Genomic DNA, 21,659 nt, shown 5'->3' with positions numbered 1-21,659 from the left:
ATCTCAGACCATGAGCACGATGAACATTTCCTTGCCCGACAGCCTGAAGTCTTTCGTGGACGAGCAGGTCAGCGAGTGTGGCCACGGTACCCGCAGCGAGTATGTGCGCGAGTTGATCCGCAAGGATCAGGATCGGCAGCGCCTGCGTGGCTTGCTGCTGGCGGGCGCAGCCTCGGCACCGGCATCGCCTGCCGATGCCGCTTACTTTGAAGGTCTGCGCGACCGGGTACGCAAGGCTGCAAGACCTGGCTCTCGCGGGTGAAGGCGAAACCAGCGGTTCCGCGTGAGCAGGTGAACCAAGACGTCGACGACGCGATAGCCTACCATCGGGAAGGGGCGCACGTCGGTCGCGCTCGATTTCATCGACGCACAATCAAAGAATTGCCTGCAAGCCCTTGTCGGCGATGATGTTGAGCAGCTTGAGCGCAGGCCCCGTGGGATGGGTTTCGCCTTGTTCCCACTTTCGCACAGTCGACGCGGTGGTGTGCAGGTGGAGTGCGAACACGGGCTGGCTGAATTTCAGCGCTTCGCGCAGGCGCTTGATATCAGCAGCACCGAACTCCCGCACCGGCGGCGGGCAGATCGCGTCGAACTCGCGCATCGTCACCTTGGTGATTGCGCCCGCCTCTTGGAGAGCGGCCAGGTCGCCGCGCAGCGATTCAATGATCTTGCTCACAATGCACCTCCAATAACACGCCCGACTGCAACGCTTTCGCCAAGGCTGTGCCGGACAGTTTCAGGAACACCTTGCCAGCGAATTGCAGCGCCTTCTTCTCGTCCTGCGTGATGTTCGCCCTGTCGCTCTTGGGGAACCCATGCAGGAACACGTAGCGGTTGCCGATCCGGGCCGACAGCAACGTGCGGTAGCCGCCGCTCTTGCCGCCGCCGGGACGGGCCACCCGCTTTTTGTAGAGGAGGCCGCCCAGGTCCGCGTCGATCAGACCGCTTTCCATTTCCTTGACCGCCTTGCACAAGGCGGCATCGGGCAGCTTCTCGCCTGCCTGCCACCGCGCAAAATCCTTCCGCTTGAGGATGCGCTTCATCTCGATCTCCGAACTATGCCCGATACGGGTATATTTTTCCACCTCTCCATGTGGAATGTCCCGGCGGTAGCGAACGCAGGTATCGCGCTCGGCTGGCGTACTGCCGTTCTTTTCCTGGCCGTACAAGTATGTCGGGCCTGACTGTCCGTGACGGACTTCATTTGCCGGCAACGCTCGAGCGGTGATTTTTTTTGCGCCGCAGCGTCGTTTTTGGCCAGAAATCAAAGGTTCCCGGCCAGCGCTCAAACATCTGCGGTCGGGCAGGGCGCCAGACTTTGTCCGCAGGAAGGAGGGGAACCCCTCCCCACACAGCTTCCGAAAGCGGTTTTGCGGGCTTTCGGCAATGCATTGCAGGGCGCTGGACAAACTTGAACTGACCTCAAAGGAGTTGCAATGAGCAAGGCTGTTATGCAGAAGGCCGCTTCGGAAGTCATTTCCGCCGCCGGGCGCGGCGAGGTGATCCTGATCGACGGCAAGGGCGGCGCGCAGGTTCTGGCCGCGGGTGCGAACCGCGTGCCGGCCTCGTCCGGCAGCGCGTACCGGCTGCTGCGCAAGGGCGCGGACGGCAAGGAACAGCTCGAAGAGGCCGCCGTGGTCCGCCGCGCCGGCAACGATCTCGACATCACGCTGGCAGACGGCACGAGCCTGCGCATCGAGGGCTACTACAGCCAGTCCGAAGGCGGGCTGAACTTCACCACGGCCACCCGCGGCGGCGAGCAGTCGTTCTCGTCGCTGGACGCCGCGGCCGGAAATGCTTCCGCCGATGGCAGCATCGTCCTCTACAGCCAGGGGAATGCCGGCGAGGCGCTGGCGGCGGCTGCAAACGGCGGGTCGTCGTCCGCGCCCTTCTATGACAATCCGCTCGCCCTGCTCGGCGCGGTCGGTCTCGCCGCCGGCGCCGTCGGGCTGGCGGCCAACAGCGGCGGCGGTGGCGGTGGTGGTGGCGGCAAGGATGCGCCCACGCCCACGCAGCAGCCTTCGACCATCACGGTGAACTTCGCCGCCGGCCGCGCAGTCGCCGCGCTGTCCTACGAAATCCACGATGCCGCCGGAAACCTGCTGGGTTCGGGCCAGACCGACGCCAACGGCCAGGCGGTCCTGACCCTCACGAACGGCTACACCGGGCCGATCCTGGTGCGCATCTTCGACGCCAACGGGGTCGCGGTGGCGGACTACCGCGACGAGGCGTCCAACGCCGACAAGCCGCTGCAGACCGATCTGCGGGCCGCGGCGGTGAAAGGGGAGGGCAACCTGGTGGTGACGGTGACGCCGCTGACCGAACTGGCGGTGCGCGAGCTGGGCATCACCGAGGCGAAGGCGACCGCGAGCGCGCAGCAGATCGCGGACATCAACGCGGCCATCAAGAGCGTCTTCGGCGTCGACCCCTCGGGGCCCTTCGTGCTGGTGCTCGATCCGGAGTATGACGAGACCGAACTGAGCGAGGCCGAACTGTACGGCCAGGTCCTCGCCGCGCTCTCCGGCGCCGACGGCGCCAGCGGCTCGATGGACGCCACGCTGGACGAACTCGCCGCCGCCTTCTCGTCGATCGGTCCCGTCGGCACGCTCGCCACGGCCGGCTCCGACCTGCTCGCGCAGGGCGGGGCTGTCTTCGAATCCGGCGCCAACGCCGACAAGGCCGAACTGATCTCCGCCACCACAACGGCCACCGCCCCGCTGTCCTCCGGCTCGGCCGGCGCCGCGGCGTACAACAGCGCGCAATTCGGCCCGACGCTCACCGTGAGCGCCGCCGTCGCCAAGGCCGGGGTCACCGTCGCCGCGCCGTTCGCCGCCGAGGCGGTCGCGGGCGACGTCGTCTCCCTCGTCGTCGATGGCAAGGTCGTCGCTTCGCACATGCTCACGCTGGCCGACATCGTTGCCGGCTACGCGCTGGTCGAACTGACCGGCGAAGCGCTCTCCGGCCTTGGCCAGGGGCCGGCCAGCCTGCTGGCCGCCACCGTCAAGGGCGGAGTCACCAGCTCGCCGCAGCCCGTCGTCGGCCTGTTCGTCGATACGGCGCCGCCGAGCGTCGCCATCACCACCGACAAGGCCACGGTCAAGGCGGGCGAGACGGCCACCGTCACCTTCACCTTCAGTGAAGCCCCCACCGACTTCGACGCCGGCGACGTCGCCGTCAGCAACGGCACGCTCACCGGCTTTGCGGTCGACCCGGAAAACCCCGCCCGCTACATCGCCACCTTCACCCCCGCCGCCGGGCTGACCGGGGCCGTCGCCGCGGTCGCGCTCACCGGCGCCTATGCCGATGCCGTGGGCAACCCGGGCAGCACCGGCGTCGGCGGCGTCTTCGTCAATACCCTGGTGCCTTCCATCACGGTGAATGCCATCACCGCGGACGGCGCCGTAAACGCGGCCGAGAAGGCAGAGGGCATCACCATCGGCGGCACCAGCACCGGCATGAGCGACGGCGACACGGTGACCATCGTCTGGGAAGGCGCCACCCTGACCGCGACGGTGCACGACGGCGCCTGGAGCGTGTCCGTTCCCGCCGGCAGCGTGCCCGGCGACGGCGCCACCACCACGCTGAGCGTGACCGCCACCAACGCCCAGGGCAACACCTCCGCGCCCGTCAGCCTCACCGTCACCGTCGATACCGCGGCGCCCACGCTGGGCGTGAGCCACGGCACGGGCGGCGCGCAGGTCAGCCTGGAAGAAGCCACCGGCAGCGCGGGCGTCACCGTCGTCACCGCCGAGAGCGGCGCCGCAATCACCGTCACGCTGACCGGCACCGCCGGTACGGTCGTCAAGACCTACACCGCCACCGGCACCGGCATCCCCGTCATCCTGACGGCGGATGAAGTCGCCGAGCTTGGCGAGGGCCCGGTCGCCGTCGCCGTCACGGCCGTGGATGCCATCGGCAACAGCAGCGTCGTCCCCGCCGGGCCGGATGTCGACTTCGTCCTCGACACCAGCACCACCGCACCCACGCTGAACCCGATCGTCGCCGCGACGCCATACCCGGTCCTGTCGGGCACCGCCGAGCCGGGTTCGAGCATCAGCGTCACGGTGGGCGGCGCCGTCTTCACCGCCACCGCCGGTCCCGATGGCGACTGGACCCTGGACATCGCCACCGCCACGCCGGTCTCGGGCAGCTACGTCCCGCCCGCGGACGGCACCGTTCCCGTCATCGTCACCAGCACCGACCCCTCCGGCAACAGCGAGACCGACGAAGGCAGCTTCACCGTCGACACCGTCGCCCCGCTCTTCACCTCCGGCGCCACCGCCGCCCCCATCGTCGAGAACAGCGGCGCAGGCCAGGTGGTCTATGGCGCCGCCGCGGCCGATGCCGGCGTGCTCACCTACAGCCTCAAGGCCAGCGGCGACGGTGCCGCGTTCAGCATCGACGGCGCCACCGGCGAGGTCACGCTCGACGCCGACCCCGACTACGAAACCAAGTCCAGCTACACCTTCACCGTCATCGCCACCGATGCGGCCGGCAACGCCAGCGAGCAGACCGTCACGCTGAACGTCACCGACGTCGACGAGATCCCGCCCACAGTCACCCTGGCCAAAGACGGCATCCTGGTCCCCGCCGCCGGCACCACCGTCCAGAGCAGCGAAACCGGCACCGTCTATCTCGTGCACGACAGCGTCACGGTGAGTTCGCTCGCCGACATCACCGGCGCCGCCGGCGACCTGTGGAACAGCGTCGCCATCGCTACCGCCAACACCGACACGCCGCTGGCGCTCACCGGCCTCGCCGACGGCACCTACCATGCCTGGGCGGTGGACGAACAGGGCAACCTGTCGCCGGTCTCCGCCAACGGCATCGTCGTCGATGGCACCGCGCCGGTATTCACCTCCGGCGCCACCGCCACCGCCATCGCCGAGAACAGCGGCGCCAGCCAGACCATCTACACCGCCGCCGCCACCGACGTGAACGGCCTCACCTACAGCCTCAAGAACGTCGGCGACCATGCCGCCTTCAGCATCGATGCCGCCACCGGCGCGGTGACGCTGACCGCCAACCCGGATTACGAAACCCAATCCAGCTACAGCTTCACCGTCGTCGCCACCGATGCCGTGGGCAACGCCACCGAACAGGCCGTCACCCTCGCCATCAACGACATCGCCGACGAAATCGCGCCCACGGTCGCATCGGTGGCGCTGACCTCGTCCACCGGCGCGCAGAACGGCTGGCTCAACGGCGGCGACACGGTCACGGCGACCGTGAAGTTCAGCGAGGCGGTGACGGTGGACACCACCGGCGGCACGCCGACGCTCACGCTGACGCTGAATTCGGGCTCGGTGCAGGCGAGCTATGCCGGCGGCTCGGGCACGGATGAGCTGACCTTCACCTACACCATCGCGCCGGGGTATTCCGTTTCCTTCCCTTACCCCATGTACGTGCCCGGCGACAACGACGACAACGGCATCGCGATCCCCAAGGACGCGATCAGCCTCGGCGGCGGCACCATCGAGGATGCGTCGGGCAACAGCGCCGTGCTGACCCATCCGTCGGTGAGCGCCAACGCGTCCTACCTGGTGGACACCACGCCCCCGGGCATCACGTCGTCCTCGCCGGCAACCCCTGCCTACGACGTGCCGGTGGGCGGCAACATCGTGCTCACCTTCAACGAGAACATGCAGGCCGGCACCGGCAACATCGTGATCACCGACAACAACGGCGACGAGCGCACCATCGCCGTCACCGACAGCAGCCAGGTCACCATCAGCGGCAACACCGTCACCATCAACCCCACGAACGACCTGCTGCCCGGCGCCACCTATTCGCTCACCATCGCCGACGGCGTGCTGACCGACCTCGCGGGCAACGGCTTCTCCGGCGACACCTGGGGCTGGAGCGGCATCCTGTTCGCCACCGACGCCCCGCCCACGCTGGCGAGCAGCACCCCGGTCCATAGCGCCACCGGCGTCGCCAAGGGTGCCGACATCGTGCTGACCTTCAGCGAAAGCGTGCAGGCCGGCACCGGCAACATCGTGATCGACAACGGTGTGGGCGATACGCGCACCATCGCCATCACCGACAGCAGCCAGATCACCATCAGCGGCAGCACGGTCACCATCAACCCCACGACCGACCTCGTCGCGGGCACGACCTACACCGTCCTCGTCCCGCCCAGCGCACTCACCGACCTCAACGGCAATGCCTTCGCCGGGCTCGACTCGGGCGACCTGGCATTCGGAGTCGCCGCGGCGGCGGTGACCGGGGGGGTCATGCTGTCGGACGTGGCGGCGGGCAGCGGCGGCTTCGTGATCAACGGCCAGGCTGCCGGCGATCTCAGCGGCTACGCGGTTTCCAATGCCGGCGACGTCAACGGCGACGGGCTGGACGACCTGCTCGTCGGCGCTTATGGCGCCGACACCGCGAACGGTACGGATGCCGGCCGCGCCTACGTGGTGTTCGGCAAGACGGACACCACCGCCGTCAATCTGGCGGACGTGGCAGCCGGCACGGGCGGCTTCCTCATCGACGGCCAGTCGGCCTGGAAGACCGGCATCACCGTGTCGGCCGCCGGGGACGTCAATGGCGACGGCCTGGCCGACTTCATCGTCGGCGCGCAGGGGGCAAGCAACGGCGCGGGCCACAGCTACGTGCTGTTCGGCAAGGCGGACACCACCCCCATCGATCTGTCCAACCTGTCCGGCGGCGGCTTCGTCATCACGGGCGCCACCGACGGTGACGGGGCCGCCCGTGTGTCCGGCGCAGGCGACGTCAATGGCGACGGCCTGGCGGATTTCATCGTCGGTGCGCCGGGCGCGAACGGCACGGCCGGCACCAGCTACGTCGTGTTCGGCACGACCAGCACCGCCGCGGTCGATCTGTCGAACCTGGCCTCCAACAATGCAGGCTTCGTGATCAATGGCGAGACGGCCGGAGACTATAGCGGCATGTCCGTTTCCGGCGTGGGCGACGTCAACGGCGACGGCCTGGCCGACTTCATCATCGGCGCCGGGAACGCCAACGGCCTGGCCGGCCGCAGCTACGTGGTATTCGGCAAGACGGACAACGCCGCGATCGATCTGGCGGACCTGAGCACCGTCGGGGGCCTCGGCTTCGTGATCGAGGGCGCACAGGCCAACAGCTACAACGGCTTCAGCGTTTCCAACGCCGGGGACGTCAACGGCGACGGCCTGGCCGACCTCATCGTCGGCGCGCCTTACCTGTCCGACTCCAGCAAGGGGCGCAGCTACGTCGTGTTCGGCAAGACCGGCAATGCCACGGTCAACCTGTCGGCCGTGGAAGCGGGCAGCGGCGGCGGCTTCATCATCGAGGGAACGGCGGGGATCGCGTCCAACGGCCTCAGCGTTTCCTACGCCGGCGACTTCAACGGCGACGGCCTGGCCGATCTCATCGTCGGCGCGCCCGGCGGCACCAGCGGCGACGCCTTCGTGGTGTATGGCCGGGCCGGCAGCAGCGCGGTCAATCTGGAAGACGTCGCCGCGGGCTCGGGCGGCTTTGCGATCGTCGGCGAGGTGGATGGCGATTTCGCCGGCATCAGCGTTTCCTACGCCGGCGACGTCAACGGCGACGGCTTTGCCGACCTCATCGTCGGCGCCCATCACAGCAATACCCCGGGCGCCGACGCCGGCCGCAGCTACGTGATCTTCGGCGGCGACGCCCTGGCGCACCCGGCGTTCCATGAAAGCGTGGTGGATGTGGTGGGGACCAATGGCGACGACGCCTACCTTACCGTCAGCGCCGGCCAGAAGACCGTCGTCGCTGGCGCTGGCAACGACAACATTTATCTGTCCATCGACCAAGCCAGCGTCATCTATGCCGGCTCCGGGGATGACACCGTTGTGATCACTGGCCCAGCACTTTCCATCTTCAACGCACTGCAGACGGATTTCGGGACTCCGAATAATCTCGACCGCTTCGTCCGCATCGATGGTGGAAGCGGTATCGATACTTTGTCGATCAGCCTGTTTCCTGGAGGACCCACTACCCTCGATCTGACGCAGATCGCCAGTCAGGCAGCCTCGCACCCCGACGGCGGCAGCCGTCTGAGCAGCATCGAGAGAATTGCCGTCGGCGAGACGTATCTGGGCGTAACGGTGGATATCAAGCTCACCGCCGCCGACGTGCTCGACATCAGCAGCAGCGATGTCTTCGCGCCGTCGGGCAGGCACGCACTGATGATCGCCAACGTCATGCTGGGTATGGGCGAGATCAATCTGGATCTCGCCGACGGCGCGGGCACCAGCGGCTGGAGCAATGATGGGACGATCACCATCAGCAGCGTCCAGTACGACGTCTGGAATAGCACCACCGCGCTGGCCACGCTTTACGTGAGCGCCAGCATCACGGTGCTGTGACGTCCCGCCCGCGGCGGCCTGCCGGCCGCCGCGGGCGGTCATCCCGAAACATCAGGAGCACAAACGGCCGGCATCGCCTGATGCCGGCCGTTTACGTTCAGCCGCCCGGCCGCGCGAAGAGCCGTTTGTCCCAGATCACGTGTTCCGGTTGGGAAGGACGAAGCAGGGCGGCCTCGGGGTGCAGGGGATTGACCAGTGCATTCCAGTCGAGGCGGGCGATGACGGACGGCACGACGAGGACGGCGCTGCGCCGTTCATCGAGCCATCGGTCTCCGAAGGCGCTCGCCGGCGCGCTGTCTTCGGATTCCCATCCGTCCGGCAGCGAGTCCGCATCGTGGCGCTCGACCGAAACGCCGTCCGGTACCTCCACCACCACGTGACGGTGCGTGCGCGGAATGCGGCCGATGCCGGCGTGGGCGAGTATTTCCAGCATCGCGCAGGAATAGGTCGGGGAACCGTAGATGACCGGCTTGCCGGCACTGTTCCAGCGTCCGCCGAGCAGTGCCGCGCCGGTGCCGTCCCAGACCGGATGCCGTCCGTCGCCGATCCTGAAGATCCGCATCAGGCGGCGATGCCGTGATACAGCTTCCAGAGCAGTTCTTCGACGCGCCGGGCGCCCAGCTCGGTCAGCGAGACGTCGAGTGGCGTTTCGCCACGCAGCATCGAGTGCGGGGTGTTCAGGAAGGCTCTTGCATCGTCCTCGGAATCCCAGACGTACAGGGCCGTCGCATAGATCCGCGCCAGGCGTTCGGCCCGCGCCGATTCTTCCGCCGTCAGCCGCTCCCGCCGGCGCTTGTAGGTGGCCTCGGGAACGATCCGGTGCAGCAGGCGCTTGCGTTCCTCGCCGCTCCTGCAGACATGCGCCACGCTCGCCTTCAGGGCGTTCTTGGGCAGGCCGTGCGACACCAGTTCGTCGAGTTCGGCGAAGGAGTGCGGAATCGACGGCAGCGACATGACCGCAGCGATTCTGTCGGGTGTCACGAGAATCATGGCTTTTCCGGTATCAGTTGATGCGATGAATGTCGTTCAACAGATACCGGGCGTCAAGCTTTTCCGCGCAGCGGACACTGCGATCCCTTCGCGAAGGAGACGTAGGCTTCGCTCAGAAGTCATAGTCTTCACTGGCCTTGCGCGGCTTGCCGGCGCGCGTTGGGCGCCGTGCGGCTTCGAGCGCCTTGCCGTGCAGATCGGCGTCGGGATCGGCCACGCCGTTCAGCGTCCGATCCAGCCCCAGAGCCCACAGGACGGTGAAGCACACCCCGACCGCGGTACCCGGCTTGCCCAGTTCCAGCGCGCTCAACGTGTTGCGGTTGATGCCTGCCTTGCTTGCCAGATCGGCCACCGACCAGCCGCGCCGGATGCGTGCGAGCCGTATGTGTTGGCCGAGCTGTGCCACCTGCTCGGTGACTTGCTCCGGAATCTCGAATTTGCTCATTTTACTAGGCATTTCTTTTCTTAATGCCTGAAATATTGAGCTGTTATGCCATGGGTTGCAAGTCTTGGCGTTCCCCAAGTGCAACCAAGATCAGGCTATCGCGGAGACGCGGCCGGTATGAGGACCGCCTGTCCATTACCCCGATCGCACCAACACCGGGTAGCGCTTCGTCCAGCCGTTCTTCGTCGGTCAGGTCGCTGCACGCGGGCGGTTTTCCAGCCAGCGACCGACTCGAGCTGGGCCAGCACTTCGTCAAAGCGAAGGCGCAGATCGGTCAGCACATGGTCCGCTCCGCCCACCCCGTATCGAGAGGGGAATCCATGCCGATGGCGATCGAAATGCCCGGCCCAGCCTTGGGCGGCGTTTTTTTTGCGCCGCACCGTCGATTTTGACCAGCAATCAAAGGTTCCTGGCCGTCCCTCAAACATTGGCAGTCGGGCAGGACGCCAGAATTCGCCCGTCAGACGGAGGGGGCGCTCCTCTCCGCACGTTTTCCGAAAGCGGTTTCCCAGGCTTTCGATGATGCATTGCAGAACGCTGGACCAACTTGGACTGACCTCAAAGAGGATTTGCGATGGGCAAGACTGTTATGCAGAAGGCCGTTTCGGAAGCCATTTCCGCTGCCAGGCGCGGCGAGGTGATCCTGATCGACGGCAAAGGCGGCGCGCAGGTTCTGGCCGCCGGGGCGAACCGCGTACCGGCTTCGTCCGGGAGTGCATACCGGTTGCTGCGCAAGGGCGCGGACGGCAAGGAACAACTCGAAGAAGCCGCCGTGATCCGCCGCGTCGGCAACGATCTCGACGTCACGCTGGAAGACGGCACCCGCCTGCGCATCGAGGGCTACTACAGCCAGTCCGAAGGCGGGCTGAACTTCACCACCGCAACCAACGGCGGCGAGCAGTCGTTCTCGTCGCTGGACGCCGCGGCCGGGAATCCCTCCGCCGACGGCGGCATCGTCCTCTACAGCCAGGGGAATGACGGCGGGGCGCTGGCGCTTGCATCGCAGGGCGGGTCGTCCGCCCCCTTCTACGACAATCCGCTCGTCCTGCTCGGCACGGTCGGTCTCGCCGCCGGCGCCATCGGGCTGGCGGCCAACAGCGGCGGTGGCGGCGGCAGCAAGGAGGCCGCCGCGCCCACGCAGCAGCCTTCCACCATCACGGTGAACTTCGCCGCCGGCCGCGCGGTCACTGCGCTGTCCTACGAAATCCACGACGCCACCGGAAACCTGCTGGGCTCGGGCCTGACCGACGCCAACGGCCAGGCGATCCTGACCCTCACGAACGGCTACACCGGCCCGATCCTGGTGCGCGTCTTCGACGCCAACGGGGTTGCTGTGGCGGACTACCGCGACGAGGCGTCCAACGCCGACAAGCCGCTGCAGACCGACCTGCGGGCCGCGGCGGTGAAAGGGGAGGGCAACCTCGTGGTGACGGTGACGCCGTTCACCGAACTGGCGGTGCGCGAACTCGGCATCACCGAGGCAAAGGCGACCGCGAGCGCGCAACAGATCGCGGACATCAACGCGGCCATCAAGAGCGTCTTCGGCATCGACCCCTCGGGCGCCTTCGTGCTGGTGCTCGACCCGGAGTATGACGAGGCCGAACTGAGCGAGGCCGAGTTCTACGGCCAGTTGCTCGCCGCGCTGTCGGGCGCGGACAGCGTGACCGGCTCGATCGATGCGACGCTGCAGCAGCTCGCCGCCGCCTTCTCGGCGACCGGTTCGAGCGGCGAACTGGCGTTGAGCGGCGCCGAACTGCTGGCGCAGGGGGCGGCCGTCTTCGAATCCGGGCCGAACGCCGCCAGGGCCGAACTGATCGCCGTCACCACGGCGGCGACGGACCCGCTGTCCGGCGGCTCGAACGGGGCGGCGGCGTACAACGACGCGCAGTTCGGCCCCGCGCTGAAGGTGAACTCCGCCGTCGCCGCGGCCGGGCTGACGGTGGCCGCGCCGTTCGCCGCCGAGGCGGTCGCGGGCGACCTCATCTCGCTCGTCGTCGGCGGCGAGGTCGTCGCCTCGCGCCTGCTGACGCTGGCCGACATCATCGCCGGCTACGCCCTGGTCGAACTCACCGGCTTCGACGCCAGCGACGTCACCGTGACCAACGGCACCAAGGGCACCTTCGGCACCGTCAGCGCCAGCCAATACACCCTCGTCGTCACGCCCACCGCGGACGAAGAGGGCGCCGACATCGGCGTCAGCGTCGGCACCGGCCTCACCGACCTCGGCGGCACCGCCATCGCCGGCCAGACCAACGCCCCGGCCCAGCCCTACGACACCAAGCTGCCCACCGTCGCCTCGGTCGCCCTCACGGCCGCCACCGGCGCGCAGAACAGCTTCCTCAACGTCGGCGACGCGGTCACCGCCACCGTCACCTTCAGCGAATCCGTCACCGCCACCGTCACCTTCAACGAAGCCGTCACCGTCACCGGCACCCCGCAACTCGCGCTCACCATCGGCGCCAGCACCGTGCAGGCCAACTACGCCGCCGGCACCGGCACCACCGCCATCACCTTCACCTACACCATCCTCGCCGGCCAGACCGACACCGACGGCATCGCCATCGCCGCCGGCGCGCTCATCCTCAACGGCGGCACCATCAAGGACGCCGCCGGCAACAACGCAACGCTCGCCCACGCCCTCGTCGCCGCCAACGCCAGCTACAAGGTAGACACCACCGCCCCCACGCTCACCATCACCGACAACGCCCCCGGCACCGCCACCGGCGACGTCACCTACACCTTCACCTTCAGTGAAGACGTCACCGGCTTCGACGCCAGCGACATCACGGTGACCAACGGCACCAAGGGCACCTTCGGCACCGTCAGCGCCAGCCAATACACCCTCGTCGTCACGCCCACCGAGGACGAAGAGGGCGCCGACATCGGCGTCAGCGTCGGCACCGGCCTCACCGACCTCGGCGGCACCGCCATCGCCACATCCACCAACGCCCCGGCCCAGCCCTACGACACCAAGCTGCCCACCGTCGCCTCGGTCGCCCTCACGTCCGCCACCGGCGCGCAGAACAGCATCCTCAACGTCGGCGACACGGTCACCGCCACCGTCACCTTCAGCGAAGCCGTCACCGTCACCGGCACCCCGCAACTCGCGCTCACCATCGGCGCCAGCACCGTCCAGGCCAGCTACGCCGCCGGCACCGGCACCACCGCCATCACCTTCACCTACACCATCCAGTCCGGCCAGACAGACATCGACGGCATCTCGCTCGGCGCCGACGTGCTCGGCCTCAACGGTGGCACCATCAAGGACGCCGCCGGCAACGACGCCACGCTCACCCACGACCCGGTTGCCGCCAACGCCAGCTACAAGGTAGACACCACCGCCCCCACCCTCACCATCACCGACGACACCGCCGGCACCGCCACCGGCAACGTCACCTACACCTTCACCTTCAGCGAAGACGTCACCGGCTTCGACGCCAGCGACGTCACCGTCACCAACGGCACCAAGGGCACCTTCACCACCGTCAACGCCAGCCAATACACCCTGGTCGTCATCCCCACCGCCAACACCGAAGGCAACATCGGCGTCACCGTCGGCACCGGCCTCACCGACCTCGGCGGCACCGCCATCGCCACAACGACCAGCGCCACGGCCCAGCCCTACGACACCAAGGCGCCCACCGTCTCGGCCGTCGTCCTCAGCGACGCCAGCGGCGACCAGAACAACTTCCTCAACGCCAATGACATCATCCAGGCCACCGTCACCTTCACCGAAGCCGTCACGGTGACGGGCACGCCCCAGTTGGCGCTGACCATCGGTGGCACGGCGGTGCAGGCCAACTATGTGGCGGGCTCCGGCACCACCACCTTGACCTTCACCTACACCATCCTGGCCGGCCAGACCGACACCGACGGCATCTCGCTCGGCGCCAACGCACTCGGCCTCAACAGCGGCACCATCAAGGACGCCGCCGGCAACAACGCCACGCTCACCCACGCCGCCGTCGCCGCCAACGCCAGCTACAAGGTGGACACCACCGCGCCCGCCGCGCCGACCCTCGCACTGGGCACCGGCGTCCTCTACGGGGCAACTGCTGCGGAGGCAACACAGGGTTCCGGTGTGGTGACGGTCAGCGCTGAAGCGGGCGCGAGCATCGAAGTCACCTTCACCAACGGCGCCGACACGGTCGTAAAAACCCTCACCGCTACCGGCGCGGCGCAGGCGGTCACGCTCACCTCGGCCAACCTCACCACCCTGGGTGACGGCACCATCACCGTCTCCGCCGTCGCCACCGACCCCGCCGGCAACCCCAGCCCGGCCGGCACCACCAGCTTCCTGCTCGACCGCGCCGCGCCCACGCTCGACCTCTCCAGCGCCCACGCCGGCACCGGCTACATCGTCAACGCCAACGCCCCCAGCACCCCGTTCAGCATCGACAACGCCACCGCCGGCCAGAGCGCCACCATCACCGAAAGCGGCTCCGGCAAGATCGCCAAGATCACCGTCACCGCCAACACCGGCGCCGTCTCGGCCGGCGGCACCGGCGAGACCCTCACCATCGGCGGCACCGCCATCGGCCTGGCCGTCGCCGACACCGGCGTCGTCTCCGTCAATGGCGAAAACTGGGACTACGTCATGACCGCCGGCGGCGTGCTCACCCTCACCTCGGCCACCGCCGGCGGCAGCCTCGCCGCGCTCGCCCAGGCCCTCATGCGCAACGCCACCTACGCCTACTCGGTCCTCCCCTCGGGCACCCGCACCATGAGCTTCGTGCTCACCGATGCCGCCGGCAACAATTCCGCCGCCGCCGTCGCCACCTTCTCCGCCGACGTCACCCCGCCGGTCATCGACCTCAACGGCGGCGCTGGCGGCCTCAACGCCAGCACCCCCGCCACCCAGGTCCAGGCCAGCACCGGCGTGCTCCTCCAGAGCGCCGCCAACACCGCCACCGTCGTCGAAGCCACCGGCATCGCCAGCGTCTCCATCAAGGTCACCGGCATCATCAACGGCACCGACGAAAAGCTGCGCGTGAGCGCCACCGACCTCAACGCCAACGGCACCTCGCTACCCTCCACCGTCTCCGACGGCACCAACACCTGGAAGGTCCTCTACGCCAACGGCACCTTCGACTTCTCCCTCAACAGCGGCGCCACCGCCACCGCGGCCCAGGCCCAGGCCCTGGTGCGCTCGCTCAAGTACCTCAACAGCGCCACCACCGGCATCGACGGCGTGCGCTCCTTCACCTTCACCGCCACCGACAGCATCGGCAACGTCACCGCCACCCCGGCCGTCGCCACCGTCCAGGTCAATGCCGTCGCCCCGGCAGCAGCCGCCACCAACCCCGTCCTCACGCTCGACGCCGACGGCAACGGCGTCAAGGGCGACCAGTTCCTGCTCAACTTCTCCGAACAGGTCGACGTGTCGAAGATCATCATCGGCAACATCACCCTCTCCGGCGGCCTCACCCTGGGCACCGGCGCCACCCTCGTCGCGCAGGACGCGGTGACCGTGGGCGCGATCACCTACGCCAGCAGCTTCCTCGTCACCGGCGGCACCGGACGGAACTACACCACCGGCACCACGCTCACCATCGCAGCCGCCAACGTCACCGATGCCGCAGGGGGGAATGCGGCCGGCAACGTCGTGTTCACCATGACGGACATCGTTGCGCCGGGGGCCGCCACGCCTCCGGCTGCGGTTGCGACAGATAATTTCATCAATGCTGCGGAGAAGGCGGCCACGACGACACTCGCCTATACGCTCGCGGCTGCCGCCGTCGCCGGCGATGTTGCCAAGGTCTATGTCGATGGCGTCTATCTCAAGGACGCCACCACCACCACCGGCTCCACCGCGCTCAATATCGACCTGACGGACAGCGAGTGGGGTGCCGACGGCACCCACAGCATCACCGTCCGGGTGCAGGACGCCGTCGGCAACCTGGGCCCCGCCGGCGTACCCAAGTTGGTCACGGTCGACACCTCGCTCAGCCCCGGCTTCGCCTCGCTGTTCGCTTCCACCGACAACGGCACGCTGCATCTGGCCGAGGCCGGCGACGTCGTGAGGGTGACGTTCAACGAGAGCGTCGGCATCACCGCTGGCAGCCTCGACACCGCCATCTTCGGAACCGGGGCGACGGTGACCGCCGTCGGCGCGGTCAGCGGCAAGAGCAGCACCTGGGAGATCGCGCTCGGCACCAGCCCGGACACCACCATGGCCGGCAAGTCGGTGACCTTCACCAGCGTGACCGACGTTGCCGGCAACACCGGCTCGGTCTCGGGCACCATCCCTCTGGACGTCTTCAACGCACCGGGCACCCCGACGATCGGCAACGTCACCAGCGACAACGTCATCGACAGCAGCGAGGTCGGCTCGGCGCAGAACATTACGGTAAACATCGAGCGGCTGGCGGCCGGCGACATCGTCAAGCTCTACATGGACGGCGTGCAGGTCGGCACCAAGACGGCCAACGCCACCGACGTCACCAACGGCTACGTCACGCTCAGCGTCGGGGCCAACGCTTGGGGTGCGGATGGTGAACGCGTCCTCTCCGCCACCGCACAGCGCGGCGTCTCGGGCACCGTCGTCAGCAGCCAGCTCGACCGACACGTCTATGTATCGGCAGATGGCGCGCATTGGTCGAGTTCAAATGTTGTCTGGTTCGACGCGGATACGCTGGCCGGGGGTGAGGTCACGACCTGGACAGCCTCGGCCGGAACCCAGCTTGCGGATGGCCAGCCTCTCGTTGCCACGGCGGTTGGTGGTGCGTCCACCGCTGTTCAATCGAGTAGCGGGCACATGGCGATCAATTTCCCTGGTGGGCGATATTACGAGTTTGCAACCCCGACCGTGCGGCCCACCGACAATGATTCTTTCTATGCGAGTGCGGCCGCGCTTTCTCTCGAAACAAGTAGCTATCGTCGTGTTTTGTTTTTCGGCCAGGCAGGGGGAGGTGGGAGAACATGGGTGACCTACGGCACGCAAGGCACGAACGCTCACATAAACACGGGTTCGCTGACATCCGCGGCAAGCAATGCGGTGGGCGTCAATACTATGGGGCAATTGGGCGCGTTATGGACAGGGATTACTGGGACGAATGGAATTGTGATCAACGGCGGAAGCGTGACGTCTCCGTGGGGCGGCGGTGCTTCAACCTTGGCCTTGCCGACGGGTGCAACATGGTCAGGCCGCATCGGCGATAACGGCCAAGGTGGCAGTTGGGTCGGGTTGATAGGCGACGTGATCCTTGTTACCGGCGCGGTCGGCCTTGCCTGGCAGCAGGAAATGGATTCCTATATCACGCAAAAACACCAGTCCACCGGCAATGTCGTTGCTGCTCTGCAAGCCGGCGCGACATATGACTTGAGTGTCAGTTCTACGACATCCGGGTTGCTGGATGACGTGCTTGCGCTCAACGCCACCACGCTGGGAACAGGCAACGACACGATCATCACGGCGGGCACGGACTATGTGAATGCCGGTTCCGGGGACGACACCGTGCGGGTGAAGGACCTGCATTTCCGCCATATCGACGGCGGCCAGGGCACCGACACGCTGGTGCTGGACGCAGCGTATACCGGGCCGTCGGACATCGTGCTCGCGGACTTCGTCAGCAACGCGCGCGGCGTGTCGGGTGACAGTACGGCGGATGCGCGCGTCAACGCGTCCGGGTACCACAAGCTCCTGGGCTTCGAACGCATCGACTTGTCGCAGGCCGTCGGCGCACAGACGCTCACCGTCACCACCGCCGACGTCAACCAGCTCTCGGAGACCAACACCCTGCATGTGACCCTGGGCACCAACGACGTCCTCAAGACCAGCGGCTTCACCGGCAACGTCGAATACGGCTACTGGCTCTCCGGTGGCGTCGCCTACGACCGCCACTGGACCGGCACCGACGGCTCGACCGCCGTGGAACTCTACGGCGCGGGCGGCGACCTGCCGGCGGGCGTGTCGAGCGCCAGCTATACCGGCACCGCCATCTCGATCGTTTTCGACCAGACCGTCACCGGCTCGCCGTCCGCGCTCGACTTCACGCTCTCCACGGGTTCGGTGTCGGCCGCCTCGCTCAACACCAACCCCACCACCGGACTGACGACCCTGTCGCTGACGGCCACCTCCGCGCCCTCCGGCATCCTGACGGTGAGCTATATCGGCACCGGCCTGAAAGACAGCGCCGGCGAGCCGTTGCGCTACAAGACCCTGCTCATCGGCGACAACGGCGCCAACACCCTCACCGGCGGCAGCGCCGACGAGGCGCTCTACGGCAACGGCGGCGCCGACACCATCGCGGGCGGCGCCGGCTCGGACCTGATCGTGGGCGGCGGCGGCGACGACACCCTGACCGGCGGCCTGGGGGCGGACATCTTCCGCTTCATCAGCGGCGAATCCGGCGCCGACACGGTGACCGACTTCACCAAGAGCCAGGGCGACAAGCTCGACCTCTCCGGCATCCTGCTCGGCATGGGCGCCACCGCCGACAACATCGCCGGCTTCGTCCAGCTCGCCAACGCCGGCAGCAACGCCGTGATCAAGATCGACATCGACGGCGGCGCCAACTTCGGCTCCCCCACCCAGACCATCACCCTCACCAACGCCTGGACCGCCGGCAACCTCAACGACGCCCTCACCAACCTCATCGACCAGCGCGTGCTGGTGATCTAACCCGCCCGCGGCCGGCGCCCGGAGACAAACCCGGGCGCCGGCCGCATCAACCCGACAAGGCGCAGTATTCCCGGGGCCGAAGAGCCCATCCTAGAAGATCGCGCGGATCGATCGATATCTCGCACGCGACGCCTGGAGGCTCAGATGGGTTTCGACCCGGACGAGTGCCCGGAATCCGTGATCACCCAGGCGCTTGAAATTCAGAATCATACGGGCGATGCAGCAATGGCGGAGCTTGCGCCGATTTTCGGAAAGCGCGATCAAGGGGCGGCACTTGGCGAAATAATCAGCCTCGGCACCATTGGTGGCGTACGCGGAAAACCCCAGGTAGATGCTTCGATCTTCGGCCCAAAGAAGGCGATGACAGCGCCTTGGGAGCGCGGTGCTGAAGCCGCAAAGCGACTACGGACTCACATAGGCAAGACCAGTGAGCCTATCGACAATGCGGCCTTGTTGGGTCTGCTCGGCCTGACTGAATGCCAAGTCGAACGCTGGTCCTTGCCACAGAGGCTCCCCGCTGCAGTTGCTACACCCGTCGATCACGAATGCCTCAACTTTGTGCCCAGGAAACGGCACCGGGTTGCAAGACGCTTTGAATTTGCGCGGTTTCTTGGCGATCATCTCCGGCAGACGCCCGACTCCGCTGGCTGGTTAACATCCACGGATCTGGCAACGTCCCGTCAGAAATATCAACGGGCTTTTGCCGCCGAGTTTCTCTGCCCGATCAAGTCGCTCGAAGGTTTTCTTGAAGGTGACTTCTCCGAGACCGCCATAGAAGAAGCGGCCAGCCACTTCGACGTGAGCGAGCAAACCGTCGAGGCTTTGCTGATGAATAATGGATACGTGCCGCGCTCGTACTACGAATCGGACATGCCTTATCGGATGACGGCGGCCTAGCCAAGACGTGGCCTGTATGAGTCCCCGCGCGCAGCCGGTTTTACGGCTGCCTAGTCTCGATCAATGCCGAACGAAGGCCAAGGTAATCCACAAATGGATTGAAATCCCTATCGCTGAACAACAACGAATGGCCATTCTCAATGCAGTAGGTCGCAATCAAGGTGTCTATGGTCTTGCGCACGGTGATACCGTTCGCCCGCAAAGCCCTGTAGTTCCTCGCCGCCTGAACCGCAATTTCAGGCCCGACAAGGCTGACGACCGCCAGATTTCCGGTCATCAGCCGCTTTGCCGTATTGAACTCGGACTCAGGCTGGAAGCCCTGCAGAACCTCGGCGACGATCAGATCGCCCGTAATCAGCAGCTCCTGCCCCAAGAGCGAGTCAAGCCTATCGGTTTCCGGCGACAGGACGCCCCTGAAGTAATCGATCCAGACGCTCGAATCGACCAATATCACTGATCGCGCCGCATTTCGTCGAGGTTGCCCTGCCAGTTGAGCTTTCCGCGGAACTGGCGCAACTCTTCCTGCCGCTTCAACTTCAATATCGTCTTCAATCCAAGCTCAACGGCTTCCCGCTTCGTTTTCAAGCCCGTCGCCACAAGGGCATCGGCCATCAACTTGTCGTCGATCTCAATGTTCGTGCGCACGATGTGTATCCATTAAGCGAAACATACACACTCTAGTTCAGGCCCCGGAGCAAAGCAACGCAACTTGCCGAGCTTTTCCGCTACATCGCCGAGGCGGCATCGCCCGACATCGCAGCGCGATACACCGAGGCGATCGTGGGCTACTGCGAGAGGACGCCACGAGCGCTTCAACCCATTGGCCCGGTAAAGTTTTCTTAGACCCTGGCGTCGGGCGCCGATTCTTGCGAATTCCGATGAAGGCCGCCACCGGATGCAAAGCCCCCGCCAGTCGTTCCACTTGATGTTTACCCGCTTGGTTCATGGAGGTTCGCCACGGCGGGATGTTATATTTTGGGCTACACTGTAGCTCAATCATGGAGGATGAATCATGGCTGCAAACGCTGTTGTCCGCGCCCGCATCGACGAGCGCATCAAGGAAGAGGCGTCGGTTGTGCTGGCGGCGATGGGGCTCACCGTGTCCGATGCCTTCCGCATCATGCTCACGCGCATAGCGCGCGAGAAGGCTTTGCCCTTCGAGCCGCTGGTTCCGAACGAAACCACCATCGCAGCCATGCGCGAGGCTCGCGCTGGCGGCCTGAAGCGTTTCGACAGCGTTGAAGCGCTGATGGCCGACCTGCATGCGAAAGATTGAACTGACCGGCCAATTCAAACGCGACTACAAACGTGAAGCCAAGGGGCAACATCGCGTGACGCTTGATAGCGACCTGAAGCCAGTCTTGCAGGCACTGGCATGCGATCAGCCACTGGAGCCCCGCCACCACGACCATGCCATGACCGGCGACTGGAAGGATCACCGGGATTGCCACGTCAGGCCCGACCTGGTGCTGCGCTACCGGAAGCCAGACGCCGGGACATTGCAACTCGTTCGGCTTGGCTCGCATAGCGAGCTTGGCTTGTAATCGGATGAAGACCCCGAGGAACATGGCGTTTCTGTCCGTGACCGCCTGGCTCAGCGTGCCCGCGAGCGAAGGGAGAGCACACAGCTCCTGATGACGCGATAGCCGGCGGCGTTGCCGCGCGCGTCGGCTCGCCGCGCGAGTTACCTCCGCAACGACGCCCACTTCAGACTGGCAACTCTTGCAGTGTTCCGCGAGTCGCGTACTGGTAATGCACTTGTATATACTTCGTTAGTATCGAATGGCAGGAGGCCAGATCATGTCCAAGCAAGCCGTTTTTACGATGAAACTGGAGCCCGAACTGCGTGCCGAGTTCATCGCCGAGGCCGAAGCGGCTCATCGGCCGGCTTCGCAGGTGCTGCGCGAACTGATGCGAGAGTTTGTTCAGCGCCAGCGTGAGGCCCGCGAGTACGACGCGTTTCTGCGGCGCAAGGTCGAGGCCGGCCGGGCTTCGATGCGTGCTGGCCAAGGCCAGTCGAACGATGAGGTCGAATCCAAATTCGCCGCTCGGCGTACCAATGGGGCAAGCCGGGGGTGAGGGTCGTTTGGACGCCCGAGGCGCAGCAGGACCGCGTCGATGTGTGGGACTACATCGCGGCCGACAATCCTTTGGCGGCAGTCAGTATGGATGAACTGTTCAGCGACGCGGCGGCCCGCCTGGCGCGGCATCCCATGCTCGGTCGTCCAGGAACGATACCCGGCACTCGCGAATTGATCCCGCACGAGAGCTATCGCCTTGTGTATGAAATCGATAACGATACCGTGTGGATACTGACGCTGGTTCACACGACCCGCCAGTGGCCGCCAGTGCCCGAATGAGTCAC

The 21,659-nt window shown here is 66.4% G+C and carries 15 protein-coding genes; 8 read left to right on the top strand and 7 right to left on the bottom strand.

The genetic code is table 11. The features are described 5' to 3' along the window. Positions 1-10 precede the first annotated feature (10 nt). Positions 11-262, top strand: a complete 252-nt coding sequence (locus CCZ27_RS09200) for a type II toxin-antitoxin system ParD family antitoxin (protein WP_096447533.1) — start codon at positions 11-13, stop codon at positions 260-262. Positions 263-373: 111 nt separating this feature from the next. Here the strand turns inward: CCZ27_RS09200 and CCZ27_RS09195 are convergent, their stop codons facing one another. Further along, on the bottom strand, positions 374-676 hold the full coding sequence (locus CCZ27_RS09195) for a helix-turn-helix domain-containing protein (protein WP_096447531.1): 303 nt from the start codon (positions 674-676) through the stop codon (positions 374-376). Further along, a complete protein-coding gene (locus tag CCZ27_RS09190) occupies positions 660-1,043 on the bottom strand; it encodes a type II toxin-antitoxin system RelE/ParE family toxin (protein ID WP_096447529.1) in 384 nt (127 codons plus the stop codon). Before CCZ27_RS09190 ends, CCZ27_RS09195 begins: the two co-directional genes overlap by 17 nt. Before the next feature lie 393 nt (positions 1,044-1,436). Here CCZ27_RS09190 and CCZ27_RS09185 point away from each other — a divergent pair, with 393 nt between their 5' ends. Next, the gene (locus CCZ27_RS09185; protein ID WP_157748518.1) at positions 1,437-8,339 is read left to right on the top strand and encodes an Ig-like domain-containing protein; all 6,903 of its coding nucleotides are present in this window, start codon (positions 1,437-1,439) and stop codon (positions 8,337-8,339) included. 97 nt (positions 8,340-8,436) lie between these two features. On the opposite strand, the gene CCZ27_RS09180 is transcribed toward CCZ27_RS09185, so the two are convergent. From CCZ27_RS09180 to CCZ27_RS09170, 3 genes are all read right to left on the bottom strand, one after another. Continuing rightward, positions 8,437-8,901 (bottom strand): RES family NAD+ phosphorylase, encoded by a 465-nt coding sequence (locus tag CCZ27_RS09180; RefSeq protein WP_096447525.1) that lies wholly within the window; start codon positions 8,899-8,901, stop codon positions 8,437-8,439. Beyond that, positions 8,901-9,329 (bottom strand): Xre family toxin-antitoxin system antitoxin, encoded by a 429-nt coding sequence (locus CCZ27_RS09175; RefSeq protein WP_096447523.1) that lies wholly within the window; start codon positions 9,327-9,329, stop codon positions 8,901-8,903. The genes CCZ27_RS09180 and CCZ27_RS09175 overlap by 1 nt, the downstream gene beginning before the upstream one ends. Before the next feature lie 112 nt (positions 9,330-9,441). Beyond that, complete coding sequence (locus CCZ27_RS09170) at positions 9,442-9,774, bottom strand: helix-turn-helix domain-containing protein (protein WP_096447521.1); 333 nt, start codon at positions 9,772-9,774, stop codon at positions 9,442-9,444. Between the two features lie 574 nt (positions 9,775-10,348). Between CCZ27_RS09170 and CCZ27_RS09160 the strand changes: the two genes are divergently transcribed. Both CCZ27_RS09160 and CCZ27_RS09155 read left to right on the top strand, forming a co-directional pair. Next, positions 10,349-18,397, top strand: coding sequence for an Ig-like domain-containing protein (locus CCZ27_RS09160; protein ID WP_157748517.1), 8,049 nt, complete (start codon positions 10,349-10,351; stop codon positions 18,395-18,397). A gap of 144 nt (positions 18,398-18,541) precedes the next feature. Next, positions 18,542-19,294 carry an ImmA/IrrE family metallo-endopeptidase gene (locus CCZ27_RS09155; protein WP_096447515.1) on the top strand — a complete coding sequence of 251 codons (753 nt, stop codon included), beginning with the start codon at positions 18,542-18,544 and terminating at the stop codon, positions 19,292-19,294. A 40-nt stretch (positions 19,295-19,334) separates the two neighbouring features. On the opposite strand, the gene vapC is transcribed toward CCZ27_RS09155, so the two are convergent. Both vapC and CCZ27_RS09145 read right to left on the bottom strand, forming a co-directional pair. After that, positions 19,335-19,748: a type II toxin-antitoxin system VapC family toxin gene (gene vapC, locus CCZ27_RS09150; RefSeq protein WP_096447513.1), complete on the bottom strand. Its 414-nt coding sequence runs from the start codon at positions 19,746-19,748 to the stop codon at positions 19,335-19,337. After that, positions 19,745-19,939 (bottom strand): type II toxin-antitoxin system VapB family antitoxin, encoded by a 195-nt coding sequence (locus tag CCZ27_RS09145; protein WP_096447511.1) that lies wholly within the window; start codon positions 19,937-19,939, stop codon positions 19,745-19,747. Before CCZ27_RS09145 ends, vapC begins: the two co-directional genes overlap by 4 nt. A 367-nt stretch (positions 19,940-20,306) precedes the next feature. Here CCZ27_RS09145 and CCZ27_RS09135 point away from each other — a divergent pair, with 367 nt between their 5' ends. The 4 genes from CCZ27_RS09135 to CCZ27_RS09120 all read left to right on the top strand — a co-directional run bounded on the left by CCZ27_RS09135 (position 20,307) and on the right by CCZ27_RS09120 (position 21,654). Beyond that, positions 20,307-20,570, top strand: a complete 264-nt coding sequence (locus CCZ27_RS09135) for a type II toxin-antitoxin system RelB/DinJ family antitoxin (RefSeq protein ID WP_096447509.1) — start codon at positions 20,307-20,309, stop codon at positions 20,568-20,570. After that, positions 20,557-20,838, top strand: coding sequence for a type II toxin-antitoxin system YafQ family toxin (locus CCZ27_RS09130; protein ID WP_096447507.1), 282 nt, complete (start codon positions 20,557-20,559; stop codon positions 20,836-20,838). The genes CCZ27_RS09135 and CCZ27_RS09130 overlap by 14 nt, the downstream gene beginning before the upstream one ends. Before the next feature lie 256 nt (positions 20,839-21,094). Further along, the gene (locus tag CCZ27_RS09125) at positions 21,095-21,373 is read left to right on the top strand and encodes an antitoxin of toxin-antitoxin stability system (RefSeq protein WP_096452363.1); all 279 of its coding nucleotides are present in this window, start codon (positions 21,095-21,097) and stop codon (positions 21,371-21,373) included. Then, positions 21,370-21,654, top strand: coding sequence for a type II toxin-antitoxin system RelE/ParE family toxin (locus tag CCZ27_RS09120; RefSeq protein WP_096447505.1), 285 nt, complete (start codon positions 21,370-21,372; stop codon positions 21,652-21,654). The genes CCZ27_RS09125 and CCZ27_RS09120 overlap by 4 nt, the downstream gene beginning before the upstream one ends. The last annotated feature ends 5 nt before the right edge of the window (positions 21,655-21,659 follow it).

The organism is Thauera sp. K11, assembly GCF_002354895.1.
GTDB classification, from domain to species: domain Bacteria; phylum Pseudomonadota; class Gammaproteobacteria; order Burkholderiales; family Rhodocyclaceae; genus Thauera; species Thauera sinica.
Note: the sequence above shows the minus strand (reverse complement) of the source record. Positions and strands in the feature narration are given on the sequence as shown.